Raw genomic sequence first — 12,762 nt, 5'->3', positions numbered from 1 at the left:
CAGAGGGGTTTACATGGACCCGCCATGATGGGATCCTGATGGCATTCCTTACGGGGATGATTATTTGCTGCGGCCGGTTACGGTCGAAAAGGCAAATCCGCTGGGCGCTGATGCGTCCGACGAGCAACTGGCAATTTATGCCACTGGCCGCGGGGCCAAACAAAAATCGAAGACTGAACCGGGATTGCGTGTATGCGCCGTCCTTCATTGCGTTCGACGCGAGCGCTCCAGGTCCGCTTTACGCCTATCGGTGCGCGATCGGCGTACCAGTTCAAAACGATGCGATATTATGACGAAAATAAAGATTGCATGCTTTGTTTTTGCGCTTCTGCCGCTGGCCAATCCGGTATCTGCGGATGATCTGGTAATCTGGTCGCCGGTGAAGGTGTCTGCCCGTTCCTACAAAACGACGGTCGGGTTCCGCCTGCCGATGGAATGGGAAACGAGCGCCGGTGCGGATTTCGCGCTTGCCTCCAACAAGAGCGGGGCACCGCTGCCGGCTTCCGGCCAGGCGATGCTTTGGGGCAAGCTGCAGAAGGTGAGCGTTACGCCGGCCAGCCGTGCGCAGCAGGATGTGACGCTGAAGGTCGATACTTTGCGTGGCAGCGGCGCGTTGATGCTCAGCCGCTCACGCAGTTGGATCCTCTCGGATTCGCTTGACATGCAGACGACACGCGCGGTCAGCCTCGGTTACAACGCCGTCGATGCGCAGCAGACAACAGTGTCGGCTTCCCAGGCGGTCAAGCTGATCTATCCGTGGACCGGCACATCGATTTCCGCCGGCAGCAGCATCGGTAATGTCAATGGCGACTTTTCCAGTACTGTCGCCGTCAGTCAGAACATCTTGCCCAACCTCGGATTGAGCGCGTCTGTGTCCGATCCGCTTTCGGCGGGGCGGACGGGAAATGTCAATTTGAACTATCAGCTTCGCTGGTAGGCGAAACCAAAGCCCTGTCGACCGCGTTTGTTCTTCTTCAACACCAAGGAGGACGGAACGATGGTCTTCAAGGAACAGACATTTCACGGTCGTCAGCCCGAAGCGGAGGCTGAATATGCCAATCGCGCAACACTGGAAGCCGCAGTCGCCAATGCGCTGGCGGTTGCCGGCGGCATTGACGCAGCCGATGTCGAGGTGACGGCCGAAGGCGACGAGATCGTTCTGAGCGGCAGCGTTAGTACGGTCGACCAAATCGAACGGGCAACAGTCATCGCAAGAACAGTTGAAGGCGTTCATACAGTGCGAAACCGCATTTTGCTCACTGGCTCGACGGTTGACGTTCGGCATTAACCATTAGCCGAACATCAACCTCTCGTAAGTTCGTTCGCGCGAACATGCGATCTTGCTGCATCGAGCCCATGATTTCGGCATCATGGTTTATGCCACGACGCCTGGCCAACTGCGTCTGCAGCTTTCTGAAAGTGGTTTTGTCGCCGAACCGCTGCTCTTCTCATTGAAGGTCGCCCACTTGGGGGCGAGATTGTGGCTGACGAAGAGTATTTCCACGTCGTAGCGCGCAGTCGCTCAGCTTCAGCCGGCAAAGCGTTCCGGCAGAAAACCGGCGGGGGCTTTCTCGCCGACAAGCCGATCGGTCTTCGGTGCAGGAACGGGCCCTTGCGGCTGATGGGCGATTGCCAGCAGCAGGCCGCTGACGATGAAACCGATCGCAAGCAGAGTTATTCGAATACGCATGGCGGATACTCCCGTTTTGTCGCTTAACGCGAAGAGATTCCTGAAGTTCCGCATGCTTGAGAAAAGGAAAGACCCGGCCAGTCTTCAGCAGCAGAATCTGGCTTTCTTGAGCGCGACAGGGCCGTGGCTGTGAACGCGCATCACTCGAGTCGCCTCGCCGCGGTCTCGTATGGGCGGCAATCGGCCTCATCGGTGTATGGATCGTGGCGGCGTTTTCGGCGCTGGCGCAAAACGCGCCATGCGATGCGACCTGAATTTCGTGAGAGAATGGTGATCCCGGCGCGATTCGAACGCGCGACCCCCAGATTAGGAATCTGATGCTCTATCCTGCTGAGCTACGGGACCACTCGGATGCCATGCATACAAAAGGCTTGGCGCGAAGCCAAGCCTTTTCGGTATATCCAATGTCGTTTCGTCTCAGGCGCCGAGACGTTGTTCGGCGAGGCGGACCCAATAGGAAATGCCGTGGGCGATTGCCTCATCGTTGAAGTCGTAGGCGGGGTTGTGCAGGCCGGCGGTATCGCCGTTGCCGATGAAGATGAAGGCGCCGGGGCGGGCGTTCAACATATAGGAGAAATCCTCGCCGCCCATCATCGGGTCGACTTCGGGATTGACGTTGGCTTCGCCGGCAATGTCGCTGGCGATAGCAACGGCATGTTCCGTCTCGTCGGCATGGTTGAAGGTGACGGGGTAGTTGCGGTGGAAATTGATGTCGGCTTCGGCACCATGGGCAGCGCAGATGCCTTCGACGACCTGGCGCAGGCGTGCTTCGGCCTGGGCGCGCACGTCTTCATCCAGCGTGCGGATCGTGCCGGCAATGGTTGCGTCATTGGGGATGACGTTATGGGCGAAACCGGCATTGAACTTGGTGACGGAGACCACGACCGAGCGAAGCGGGTCGACGCTGCGTGAGGCGATCATCTGCAGGTTCGTGACGATCTGCGCGCCCGTCGCGATCGGGTCGATCGTGCGGTGCGGCTGCGCGGCATGGCCACCGCGGCCCTTGATGGTGACGGTGAACTCGTCGGTTGCCGCCATGATGGGGCCTTTGCGGGTGGCGAACTGGCCGACGGGCAGGCCCGGCAGATTGTGCATGCCGTAGACCTCTTCGATGCCGAAGCGCTCCATCATGCCGTCCTTGACCATCAGGTTGCCGCCACCGCCGCCTTCTTCTGCCGGCTGGAAGATCACGGCGACGTTGCCATTGAAGTTGCGGGTCTCGGCGAGGTATTTCGCAGCGCCGAGCAGCATGGCGGTATGGCCGTCATGGCCGCAGGCATGCATTTTTCCTGGCGTTTTCGAGGCCCAGGGCTTGCCGGTGATCTCGGTAAGCGGCAGGGCGTCCATATCGGCGCGCAGGCCTACGGTACGATTGCCCTCCCCCTTGCCCTTGATGAGGCCGACGACGCCGGTGCGGCCGATGCCGGTGACGATTTCGTCGACGCCGAATTCCTTAAGCTTTTCAGCAACGAAAGCGGCCGTGGTTTCGACTGCGAAGAGAAGTTCCGGCCGGGCATGGATGTGGCGGCGCCACTCTGCGACTTCATCCTGAAGTTCGGCGGCTCTATTCAGAATCGGCATTCTTGGCTTCCTGTAAATGAAATGCTTGGGGCCTGTCTGAAGCATCACAAGGGCGTGATGCCTTGGAAATAACTTAGTCAATGACCTTTGCCATGTCATAGCCATATAGGGTAAATAGGGGAAGGTTTCGAGATAATTCCCTGAAGGACGAGCACTTGTCGACGCGCCACGATCGTTTGTTCGCCGCTTTGCGGCCCTTTTCTTTTATAGCGACTGCAACAGCGGTTCTTGTCTCGTCCGTTACACTTGCCGAGGCCAGCCCGCATATTCTCGTCGACGTGCAGACCGGACGCGTGCTGGAGCATGAGGAAGCCTTCCGCAAGTGGTATCCGGCTTCGCTGACCAAGCTGATGACCGTCTATACGGTGTTCGATGCGATCCGCTCCGGCCAGATCAGCCTCGACACACCCGTCGTCATGAGCAAGCGGGCCGCGTCCGCGCCGCCGGCCAAGATGGGCTTCAAGCCGGGCCAGAAATTCACGCTCGACAGCGCCCTCAAGATCCTGATGGTGAAGTCGGCGAACGATATCGCGGTCGCCGTCGCCGAGGCTGTCAGCGGCACGCAGGAGGCTTTCGTCGTGCGCATGAATGCCGAAGCGGCGAAGCTCGGCATGTCGGATTCGCATTTCGTCAATCCGAATGGCCTGCCAGGCAAGGGGCAGTATACGACGGCTCGCGACCTTGCGATCCTGACGGTGGCGCTGCGCCGCGACTTCCCTCAATATGCAGGCTATTTCTCGCTGGAAGGTTTTACGACCGGCAAGCAGAACGTTCCGAACATCAACATGCTGATCGGCCGTTTTGCTGGTGCCGATGGCATGAAGACCGGGTTTATCTGCGCTTCGGGCTTCAACCAGATCGGCTCGGCGACACGCAACGGCCGGACGCTGGTTTCCGTCGTTCTCGGCACCGATAGCCTGGCGGCCCGCGCCGATGCTACCGCCAACCTGCTGCAGAAGGGCTTCACCACGCAGTTTGCAGCAAATGATACGCTGGGCTCGCTGAAGCCTTACGGTCCTGGGCAGGACCAGGTGAACGACATCACAGCCGATATCTGCAGCGCCAAGGGCGCCAAGATACGCAGCGAAACGCGCGACGAGGTTGGCCGCATGAAGGTGCAGTCGCCCTATATCCACGAGATGGATCACGAGCCGCAATTCGTGTTTGCCGGCCTCATTCCGGGCCAGGATCCGCAGCCGGTCGCCCAGAACGACAAGTCTGCCAAGGGCGATGCGGTCGAAGTGCTCGCCAATGTACCGGTTCCGCTCCCGCGGCCGAAATCCTTCTGAGGAAACATCATGAGCACGTTCAGCGACAAGATCCCGGTCACTATCCTGACCGGCTTCCTCGGTGCCGGTAAATCGACGCTCCTGAACCGCATCCTCAAAGATCCTGCCATGAAGGATGCGGCCGTCATCATCAATGAATTCGGCGATGTCGGCATCGATCATCTGCTGGTCGAAAGCTCCGGCGACTCCATCATCGAACTCTCCGACGGCTGCCTCTGTTGCACCGTGCGCGGGGAACTGGTCGATACGCTGGCGAACCTCATGGATGCTGTTCAGACGGGCCGTGTGAAGCCTGTCAGGCGCGTGGTCATCGAAACGACCGGCCTTGCCGATCCGGCTCCCGTCATGCAGGCGATCATGGGTAATCCAATCATCGCGCAGAATTTCGAGCTCGACGGCGTCGTGACCGTCATCGATGCCGTGAACGGCCTGCAGACGCTCGACAATTACGAGGAGGCACGCAAGCAGGCGGCTGTCGCCGACCGGTTGATTGTCTCAAAGAAGAGCATAGCAGGCGATACGGATGCGCTGATGGCGCGTTTGCGCGGCCTCAATCCGCGCGCATCCCTCATGGATGCTGGCAGCGAGGAAGCTGGCACGGCACATGTGCTCATCAACGGGCTTTACGATCCCGCGACGAAGATCGCCGACGTCCGCCGCTGGCTGCATGATGAGGATGAGCATGAGCATGAGGGACATCATCATCCCCATGACCATGATCACGGTCATCACCACCACCATCATGGCCACGGGCATCAGGACCCGCACGACGTCAATCGTCACGATGCGTCGATCCGTTCCTTCTCGATCATCGAGGAGAAGGCGATCGATCCGATGGCGCTTGAGATGTTCATCGATCTCCTGCGTTCGGCGCATGGGGAAAAGCTTCTGCGCATGAAGGCGATCATTGCCACTTCAGACCGGCCGGAACGCCCGCTGGTGCTGCATGGCGTTCAGAGCATCTTCCACCCGCCGGTGCGGCTTGCCGCCTGGCCGGATCCTGAGGACCGGCGCACGCGCATGGTGCTGATCACCAAGGATCTACAGGAGGCGTTCGTGAAAGATCTCTTCGAGGCCTTCCTCGGCAAGCCACGGATCGATACGCCCGATCGGGCTGCGCTCAGCAACAATCCGCTCGCTATCCCAGGCATGCGGATCTAATCAGAAAAGGCTCTATCCCTTGCGGATCAGGAAACGGTGGCCGCGCTCGGTCTTTTCCGTGCTGACAAGCTCGTGGCCATCTTCATTGCAGAAATGCGGGATGTCGATGGCGGCAAGCGGATCGCTGGTGTCGACGAGGATCATTGCACCGCTCGGCATGGCCGTCAGCTTCTTGCGCGTCTTTATGACGGGCAGCGGGCATTTCAGCCCGCGCAGATCGTAGAGAACGGCGTCCAAGTCGATCAGTTCCTGGCCCAGAACTTCCAGAACGGCTTCTTGGTGGCGTCGGCGGTTTCCTGCGGCGCGGGCTCGGGCGCGGCATAGGCCAGCGGGTTCTGCATCGGCACCGGAATATTGGCCGGCAGCGCTGCAGCGACGGTTGTGGCTTGAGCCTGCGTCGTCGGCGTCGCAGTCGCTGCGGTCTTGGCAGCAACGCTCTTCGCGGCCTGATTGGCCATCATGTCTTCGAGTTCGGCAACCTTGACCATACGGCCGGCCTCAAGCGACGTGCCGGTTGGAGCATAGGCGAGTTCACGGCCCTTGCGCAGCTTGGCGACGACAGCCTTACGTTCTGCTTCCGTCGGGTCGTACCAGGCAAGCCCGTCGTATTTCTTCAGCGCCGTCTGGTATTCGGCATCATAGGTCTTGCCGTAGGAGGCAAGCGCTGCCGCCAGCGCCGGCGGCGTCGACATGGCCGGGCAGGCGCCGGCCGGATTGAAGCTGCCACCGTTCGTGACCTGCTGGTTGAAGACATACTTCTTCTCGCAGACATTCACTTCCGGCGGGCGTTTGGTGACTTCGAAATTGTCGTAGCCAACCTTCAGCATCTTCCAGAAATCATAGTTCGGGTCGAGGCGGTGCTTGACCATGTTCTCGGCCGTCATGCGGAAGGGGAAGGCTTGAAGCTGGACGCTTTCCTGGCCGCCCTTGAACGCGTCGCGAGCGAAGGCATAGATTTCCAGGACCTGCTGGTCGGTCATGGAATAGCAACCGGACGACGAGCAGGCGCCGTGGATCATCAGGTCGCTACCGGTGCGGCCGTTGACGGCATCATAGCGGTTCGGAAAACCGGTGTTGATCGCCAGATAATATTTGGAATTGGGATTCAGGTTGGCGCGGCTCAGATTATAGAAGCCTTCCGGCGCCTGCCGGTCGCCGGTCTTGACCTTCGGGCCGAGCTTGCCGGACCAGGCGCAGATCTTGTAGCCGGCGATCTTCTCAAACCGGTTGTCCGTCTTCGCCTTCCAGACTTCCAGCGCACCTTCTTCCTTGAAGATGCGGATCATGATCGGCGAGTTGCGATCCATGCCCTTGGCCGACATGTCGGCAAGGATATGGGCGGGAAGCGGCTGCTCCACCTTGTTCTTGACGGTCGAGAGGTCGATGCCCTGAGCCGATTCCAATGCGTCGTTGCAGCCGGTCAGAGCCAGCGCCATGAGCGAAACATAGGCAAAATGATGTATGCGCATTCAATCAGCCCATCAATAATGCGACCCAACCCGCTTAAGGAAACCGGGCGTAGCGCGGAATCATAGGCGGCTTATACTTGATAAATCCTTACCAGCCTATGACTTGCGCGGAGGTCTCCTGCAAGCGCTGATGTTACAGATAACATTATTGTGGCCAAGATTTGGTCTCAATCGATTGAGCCAGCCTGTGGATTTTACAGATTGCGGCCCATGGCGAGGAACTTCTGGCGGCGGTCGTTGCGCAGTTGTTCGCCGGAACGGGAGGCCATTTCGGCAAGTGCATTGGAGATTATATCGCCGGTGGCGGCGATGACGCTGTCGGGATCGCGGTGGGCGCCGCCAAGCGGTTCGGGGATGATGCCGTCGATGATGCCGAGCGCCTTCAGGTCCTCGGCCGTGATCTTCATGTTGGTCGCAGCTTCCTTGGCACGGGTGGAATCGCGCCAGAGGATCGAGGCGGCACCTTCCGGCGAAATGACGCTATAGATCGAATGTTCGAGCATGTAGACGCGGTTGCCGGTGGCAATCGCAATCGCGCCGCCCGAGCCGCCTTCACCGATGACGATCGAGATCAGCGGCACCTTGACGCCGAGGCACATCTCCGTCGAACGGGCGATGGCTTCTGCCTGACCGCGCTCTTCAGCGCCGACGCCCGGATAGGCGCCTGCGGTATCGACGAGGGTGATGACCGGAAGCTGGAAACGATCCGCCATTTCGAGGATGCGGATCGCCTTGCGGTAACCTTCAGGACGGGCACTGCCGAAATTGTGCTTCAGGCGGCTCTTGGTGTCGTTGCCCTTTTCCTGGCCGATGACGGCGACCGGCTGGCCGCGAAAGCGGGCAAGACCAGCCTGGATGGCGGCATCCTCGGAAAACTTGCGGTCACCGGCGAGCGGCGTGAATTCCTGGAAGAGCGTCTTGGCATAATCGACGAAATGCGGGCGCTGCGGGTGGCGCGCGACCTGCGTCTTCTGCCAGGCGTTGAGCTTCGAATAGATCTCGACGATCGCCTCGCGGACGCGGACTTCGAGCCTGCCGACTTCGTCGGAGGTGTCGATGCTTTCGTCTTCCGTCGCCAGCTTCTTAAGCTCGATGATCTTACCTTCGAGGTCGGAGATCGGCTTTTCGAAGTCGAGATAGTTGTGCATGAGGTGCGTTTCCGTTCCTTGTGCGCGGGACAGTTTCCTGGTTCCGCCCCTTGTCGCCGGTCCTATTCGTGCTTTTTCGCCTGTTTTGCAAGGGGGTGGTGCGTATGGACCAGTTGTTGGAGCCGTTCTTCCAGAACATGCGTATAGATTTGTGTCGTTGAAATGTCCTGATGGCCGAGGAGTTCCTGCACTACGCGCAGATCGGCCCCATTGGCCAGAAGATGGCTGGCGAAAGCGTGACGCATGACGTGCGGCGAAATCATCGACGGTGCGAGGCCGGCTCGAATTGCCAGATTCTTGAGATCGCGCGCGAAGACCTGTCGCGGCAAGTAACCTTCCTTAGAGGCGGCCGGAAAGAGCCAGGGGCTGTCCCGAGGTTCTTTCGACGCTGCGTTTTCCAGTGCCAGCATCCGGCCGTAGGACTTCAGTGCGGCGATTGCCGATTGCGAGAGTGGAACAAGGCGCTCTTTGTTTCCCTTGCCCCGGATCATCAGGAAGCGGCCTTCCTGGTCGAGAACGCGGGCGGGAAGCGAGACGAGTTCGCTGACGCGCATGCCGGTCGCGTACAGCAATTCCAACAGCGCCAGCATGCGCAGGCGATGAAGCTGGCCGGGTGCGGTGTCAGCAGCTTCCGTCTCCGCTTGGGACAGCAGCTTCGTTACTTCCTCGACGCCCATCGTCTTCGGAAGTGCCCGGCCTTTCTTCGGCGCGTCGAGAATGCCGGTCGGGTCGTCGGTGCGCAGGCCCTCGGCGTAGAGGAATTTGTAGAACTGTCGCATGGCGGCAAGCCGGCGGGCCTGCGAGGAGGGCTTGAAGCCCTGCGCGGATAGCGAGGCCAGATAGGCACCGAGATCGCCCGATGCCGCCTCCGTCAGGCGGATGCTGCGGCCGTGCAGGAAAGAACGAAGGTCGTCCAGATCGCGCTCGTAGGACTGCAACGTATTGACCGCGGCGCCGCGCTCGGCACTCATCATTTCAAGGAATGATTCCACATGGACGCGGCCGAGATCCTTCATCGCGTCACTTCTTCGTGGTGTTGATCGTGCCGGTCGAGGGCGGATTCACTCGCTCGGAAGGAATGCGGATCGTGACGTCCCGCTCCTGAGGCTCGACGAAGGTGACGAGCGCCCACATCGCTCCATAGATCAGTCCAGCGATGACGGCCAGGACGGACAGGAAACGGATCAGGCTCGGCATCCGGCTACTCCTTAGAACTCTGCTTCTGTTATAAGAAGCATGTTTGCAAGTGCAAGAAGCGGTAGTGAGACCGTGATTCCCTTGCCCGCGACTTGACGCTACACCCGCATTTGTCGATACCGTTTGCAAACAAAGTGTGAATGGACCGATGAGTGAGCCGCCAGTTTCCGTTGCAGACAGTTTGAAAGTCAGAGCTCGCGCCGCGCTCGGTTCACGCAATCTTGTTCTGGTTGGCCTTATGGGGGCCGGAAAATCCTCGGTCGGGCGTCTTGTCGCGCAACAACTCGGCGTTCCCTTCATCGACAGCGATATCGAGATCGAGCGCGTTTCGCGCATGACGATCACGGAGCTTTTCGCGGCTTACGGAGAGGAAGAGTTCCGGGCGCTCGAGGCACGGGTGATGAAGCGTCTGCTGAAGGGCGGTCCGCGCGTCGTGTCCACCGGCGGCGGCGCCTTCATCAACGCTCGTACGCGCAGGCATATCAAGAAGGGTGGCCTGTCGGTCTGGCTGAAGGCCGATCTCGATGTGCTCTGGGAACGGGTCAACAAGCGCGACACACGTCCGCTGCTGAAGACCGAGAACCCGAAGCAGACGCTCGAAAATCTGATGAACGCCCGATACCCCATTTATGCCGAGGCCGATCTCACGGTGCTTTCGCGCGACGTACGCAAGGAAGTCATGGCCGATGAAGTGCTGAGAGCCGTGGTCGAGACCCAGAAGGAAAGTGCAGTATCATGAACGCGATCACCCCCGCTTCCGCCGTCCGTAAGGTGCATGTGCCGCTTGGCGATCGAGCCTATGATATCATGATCGGGCCAGGGCTGATCGCTAGTGCCGGCGGCGAGATCGCTTCGCGGCTCAAGGGCCGCAAGGCGGCCATTATCACTGATGAGCATGTGGCGCCGCTTTATCTCGATGCCTTGAACGCGAGTCTCGATGCTGCCGGCATCGCCTCGGCTGATGTCGTGCTGCCGGCCGGCGAGAAGACCAAGAGCTTCGAGCATCTGGTCAATGTCTGCGACAAGGTTCTGGAAGCCCGCATCGAGCGCAATGATTATGTCATCGCGCTTGGCGGCGGCGTCATCGGCGACCTCTCGGGTTTTGCGGCCGGCATCGTCAGGCGCGGCGTGCGCTTCGTACAGGTGCCGACCTCGCTGCTCGCCCAAGTGGATTCGTCGGTCGGTGGCAAGACCGGCATCAATAGTCGCCATGGCAAGAACCTCATCGGTGTCTTCCATCAGCCGGATCTCGTGCTCGCCGATACGGATGTCCTGAACTCCCTGAGTAAGCGCGAATTCCGCGCCGGTTATGCGGAGGTCGCCAAATATGGCCTCATCGACAAGCCGGATTTCTTTGCCTGGCTGGAGAACAATTGGCAGGCGGTCTTTGCCGGCGGTTCGGCGCGTATCGAGGCGATCGCGGTGAGCTGCCAGGCCAAGGCGAATGTCGTGGTTGCCGACGAGCGGGAAAACGGCCAGCGGGCTCTGCTCAATCTCGGCCATACGTTCGGCCATGCGCTGGAGGCCGCGACCGCCTATGACAGCAGCCGGCTGGTTCATGGTGAAGGCGTTTCGATCGGCATGGTGCTGGCGCATGAATTTTCAGCACGCATGAACCTTGCGAGCCCTGATGATGCCAGCCGCGTCGAGGCGCATCTGAAGGCTGTCGGCCTGCCGACCCGCGTGTCGGAAATTCCAGGCGCCCTGCCGCCGGCGGAGGTGCTGATGGACGCGATCGCACAGGACAAGAAGGTCAAGGGCGGCAAGCTCACCTTCATTCTCACGCGCGGCATCGGCCAATCCTTCGTCGCCGATGACGTGCCGGCTTCCGAAGTGATCAGTTTTCTCAAGGAAAAACATCCCTGATGTCAGTCGAGGGTACCCTGGCATTTTTATCGGTCTACTGGCCGGAGATCATTTCGATCGTGGCCCTGGTGTTGATGTCTGCGTTCTTTTCGGGATCCGAGACCGCGTTGACTGCCGTTTCGAGAAGCCGGATCCACACGCTGGAAGCCAATGGTGATGAGCGCGCCGGTCTCGTCAGGACCCTCATCGAGCGTCGTGACCGGCTGATCGGTGCGCTGCTGATCGGCAACAATCTCGCCAACATCCTGTCGTCGTCGCTGGCGACAAGCGTATTTCTGGGGATCTTCGGCAATTCCGGTGTGGCGCTGGCAACGCTTGCCATGACCATCATCCTTGTCATCTTCGCGGAGGTTCTGCCGAAGAGCTGGGCGATTTCCACGCCGGAGCGTTTTGCGCTCAATGTTGCAATACCTACGCGGCTCTTCGTCGCCGTCGTCGGTCCGCTCTCTTCGTTCGTCAATGCGATCGTGCGCCGGATCCTCGGCTTCTTCGGGATCAATTTGTCCCGCGAAGTCTCGATGCTGTCGGCTCATGACGAATTGCGGGGCGCCGTCGATCTGCTGCATCGCGAAGGCTCGGTTGTAAAGGCCGACCGTGATCGTCTCGGCGGCGTGCTCGATCTTGGCGAGCTTGAGCTTTCCGACATCATGGTCCACCGTACGGCGATGCGGGCGATCAATGCGGACGATCCGCCGGAATCGGTCGTCCGGGCAATCCTCGAAAGCCCTTATACGCGCATGCCGCTCTGGCGCGGTACGATCGATAATATCATCGGCGTTGTGCATGCCAAGGATCTGTTGCGGGCGCTCGCCGAGCCGAACATGGAGCCGCAGCAACTCGATATCGTGAAGATCGCCCAGAAGCCCTGGTTCGTGCCTGACAGCACCAATCTCGAAGATCAGCTCAATGCTTTCCTGCGCCGCAAGCAGCATTTCGCCGTCGTCGTCGACGAATATGGCGAGGTGCAGGGCATCGTGACGCTGGAGGATATTCTGGAAGAGATCGTCGGCGATATCTCCGACGAGCATGATATCGACATGCAGGGCGTGCGCCAGGAGGCGGACGGTTCCATCGTCGTCGATGGCGGCGTACCGATTCGTGATCTCAACCGTGCGCTCGACTGGAACCTCCCGGATGAGGAAGCGACGACGATCGCTGGCCTCGTCATTCATGAATCAATGACCATTCCCGAAGAGCGCCAGGCCTTCACCTTCTACGGCAAGCGCTTCGTCGTCATGAAGCGGGAGAAGAACCGCATCACGAAATTGCGCATCCGCCCCGCCGAGGAAGACGAGACGAAACCCGCCTGACGATGATTTCCATCGCCGGCGGCATGGCAATCTCCAGACGCCGGCTCATTC

14 protein-coding genes and 1 tRNA gene are annotated in these 12,762 nt (G+C 60.0%); 7 read left to right on the top strand and 8 right to left on the bottom strand.

The annotated features are described in order from the left end of the window. Positions 1-289 precede the first annotated feature (289 nt). Entirely contained in the window at positions 290-937 is a 648-nt protein-coding gene (locus tag ACK9YZ_RS19165; protein ID WP_216756133.1) for a hypothetical protein, read from the top strand. A 60-nt stretch (positions 938-997) separates the two neighbouring features. Next, positions 998-1,288, top strand: a complete 291-nt coding sequence (locus ACK9YZ_RS19160; protein WP_216756132.1) for a BON domain-containing protein — start codon at positions 998-1,000, stop codon at positions 1,286-1,288. A 240-nt stretch (positions 1,289-1,528) separates the two neighbouring features. Here ACK9YZ_RS19160 and ACK9YZ_RS19155 read toward each other — a convergent pair whose 3' ends face one another. From ACK9YZ_RS19155 to ACK9YZ_RS19145, 3 genes are all read right to left on the bottom strand, one after another. Continuing rightward, positions 1,529-1,690: a hypothetical protein gene (locus tag ACK9YZ_RS19155; protein WP_216756131.1), complete on the bottom strand. Its 162-nt coding sequence runs from the start codon at positions 1,688-1,690 to the stop codon at positions 1,529-1,531. Positions 1,691-1,958: 268 nt separating this feature from the next. Continuing rightward, positions 1,959-2,035 (bottom strand) — tRNA-Arg (locus tag ACK9YZ_RS19150). Between the two features lie 72 nt (positions 2,036-2,107). After that, positions 2,108-3,271, bottom strand: a complete 1,164-nt coding sequence (locus ACK9YZ_RS19145; RefSeq protein ID WP_216756130.1) for a M20 aminoacylase family protein — start codon at positions 3,269-3,271, stop codon at positions 2,108-2,110. Positions 3,272-3,426: 155 nt separating this feature from the next. Between ACK9YZ_RS19145 and ACK9YZ_RS19140 the strand changes: the two genes are divergently transcribed. Together ACK9YZ_RS19140 and ACK9YZ_RS19135 are read left to right on the top strand one after the other, a co-directional pair. Further along, positions 3,427-4,560, top strand: a complete 1,134-nt coding sequence (locus tag ACK9YZ_RS19140; RefSeq protein WP_216756129.1) for a D-alanyl-D-alanine carboxypeptidase family protein — start codon at positions 3,427-3,429, stop codon at positions 4,558-4,560. A 9-nt stretch (positions 4,561-4,569) separates the two neighbouring features. Then, complete coding sequence (locus tag ACK9YZ_RS19135; RefSeq protein ID WP_416064835.1) at positions 4,570-5,721, top strand: CobW family GTP-binding protein; 1,152 nt, start codon at positions 4,570-4,572, stop codon at positions 5,719-5,721. Between the two features lie 12 nt (positions 5,722-5,733). Here ACK9YZ_RS19135 and ACK9YZ_RS19130 read toward each other — a convergent pair whose 3' ends face one another. From ACK9YZ_RS19130 to ACK9YZ_RS19110, 5 genes are all read right to left on the bottom strand, one after another. Continuing rightward, positions 5,734-5,958, bottom strand: a complete 225-nt coding sequence (locus ACK9YZ_RS19130) for a sulfurtransferase TusA family protein (RefSeq protein WP_416064834.1) — start codon at positions 5,956-5,958, stop codon at positions 5,734-5,736. A 5-nt stretch (positions 5,959-5,963) separates the two neighbouring features. Further along, a complete protein-coding gene (locus ACK9YZ_RS19125; protein ID WP_416064833.1) occupies positions 5,964-7,190 on the bottom strand; it encodes a L,D-transpeptidase family protein in 1,227 nt (408 codons plus the stop codon). 194 nt (positions 7,191-7,384) lie between these two features. Then, positions 7,385-8,338, bottom strand: a complete 954-nt coding sequence (locus tag ACK9YZ_RS19120; protein ID WP_216756125.1) for an acetyl-CoA carboxylase carboxyltransferase subunit alpha — start codon at positions 8,336-8,338, stop codon at positions 7,385-7,387. Positions 8,339-8,400: 62 nt separating this feature from the next. Further along, a complete protein-coding gene (xerD, locus tag ACK9YZ_RS19115) occupies positions 8,401-9,354 on the bottom strand; it encodes a site-specific tyrosine recombinase XerD (protein ID WP_216756124.1) in 954 nt (317 codons plus the stop codon). A 4-nt stretch (positions 9,355-9,358) separates the two neighbouring features. Beyond that, on the bottom strand, positions 9,359-9,535 hold the full coding sequence (locus ACK9YZ_RS19110; RefSeq protein ID WP_007822234.1) for a hypothetical protein: 177 nt from the start codon (positions 9,533-9,535) through the stop codon (positions 9,359-9,361). A gap of 148 nt (positions 9,536-9,683) precedes the next feature. On the opposite strand from ACK9YZ_RS19110, the gene ACK9YZ_RS19105 reads away from it, so the two are divergent. From ACK9YZ_RS19105 to ACK9YZ_RS19095, 3 genes are read left to right on the top strand one after another with little or no spacing between them, the layout of a single operon-like run. Then, entirely contained in the window at positions 9,684-10,274 is a 591-nt protein-coding gene (locus ACK9YZ_RS19105) for a shikimate kinase (protein WP_216756123.1), read from the top strand. Then, a complete protein-coding gene (gene aroB, locus ACK9YZ_RS19100) occupies positions 10,271-11,401 on the top strand; it encodes a 3-dehydroquinate synthase (protein ID WP_416064832.1) in 1,131 nt (376 codons plus the stop codon). Before ACK9YZ_RS19105 ends, aroB begins: the two co-directional genes overlap by 4 nt. Continuing rightward, positions 11,401-12,711, top strand: a complete 1,311-nt coding sequence (locus tag ACK9YZ_RS19095) for an HlyC/CorC family transporter (RefSeq protein WP_416064831.1) — start codon at positions 11,401-11,403, stop codon at positions 12,709-12,711. The genes aroB and ACK9YZ_RS19095 overlap by 1 nt, the downstream gene beginning before the upstream one ends. Positions 12,712-12,762 lie beyond the last annotated feature (51 nt).

It is taken from the genome of Rhizobium sp. ZK1, assembly GCF_047782645.1.
In the GTDB taxonomy this organism is placed as follows: domain Bacteria; phylum Pseudomonadota; class Alphaproteobacteria; order Rhizobiales; family Rhizobiaceae; genus Rhizobium.
The sequence above is the reverse complement of the archived record's forward strand: the minus strand, read 5'-3'. Positions and strand labels throughout refer to the sequence as shown.

Excerpts from the sequence above, each read along its gene's own strand:
- ACK9YZ_RS19155 (WP_216756131.1), bottom strand. The coding sequence starts at position 1,690 with ATGCGTATTCGAATAACTCTGCTTGCGATCGGTTTCATCGTCAGCGGC.
- ACK9YZ_RS19165 (WP_216756133.1), top strand. The coding sequence starts at position 290 with ATGACGAAAATAAAGATTGCATGCTTTGTTTTTGCGCTTCTGCCGCTG.
- ACK9YZ_RS19095 (WP_416064831.1), top strand. The coding sequence starts at position 11,401 with ATGTCAGTCGAGGGTACCCTGGCATTTTTATCGGTCTACTGGCCGGAG.
- ACK9YZ_RS19160 (WP_216756132.1), top strand. The coding sequence starts at position 998 with ATGGTCTTCAAGGAACAGACATTTCACGGTCGTCAGCCCGAAGCGGAG.
- ACK9YZ_RS19110 (WP_007822234.1), bottom strand. The coding sequence starts at position 9,535 with ATGCCGAGCCTGATCCGTTTCCTGTCCGTCCTGGCCGTCATCGCTGGA.
- ACK9YZ_RS19135 (WP_416064835.1), top strand. The coding sequence starts at position 4,570 with ATGAGCACGTTCAGCGACAAGATCCCGGTCACTATCCTGACCGGCTTC.
- aroB (WP_416064832.1), top strand. The coding sequence starts at position 10,271 with ATGAACGCGATCACCCCCGCTTCCGCCGTCCGTAAGGTGCATGTGCCG.
- ACK9YZ_RS19125 (WP_416064833.1), bottom strand. The coding sequence starts at position 7,190 with ATGCGCATACATCATTTTGCCTATGTTTCGCTCATGGCGCTGGCTCTG.
- ACK9YZ_RS19145 (WP_216756130.1), bottom strand. The coding sequence starts at position 3,271 with ATGCCGATTCTGAATAGAGCCGCCGAACTTCAGGATGAAGTCGCAGAG.
- xerD (WP_216756124.1), bottom strand. The coding sequence starts at position 9,354 with ATGAAGGATCTCGGCCGCGTCCATGTGGAATCATTCCTTGAAATGATG.
- ACK9YZ_RS19105 (WP_216756123.1), top strand. The coding sequence starts at position 9,684 with ATGAGTGAGCCGCCAGTTTCCGTTGCAGACAGTTTGAAAGTCAGAGCT.
- ACK9YZ_RS19120 (WP_216756125.1), bottom strand. The coding sequence starts at position 8,338 with ATGCACAACTATCTCGACTTCGAAAAGCCGATCTCCGACCTCGAAGGT.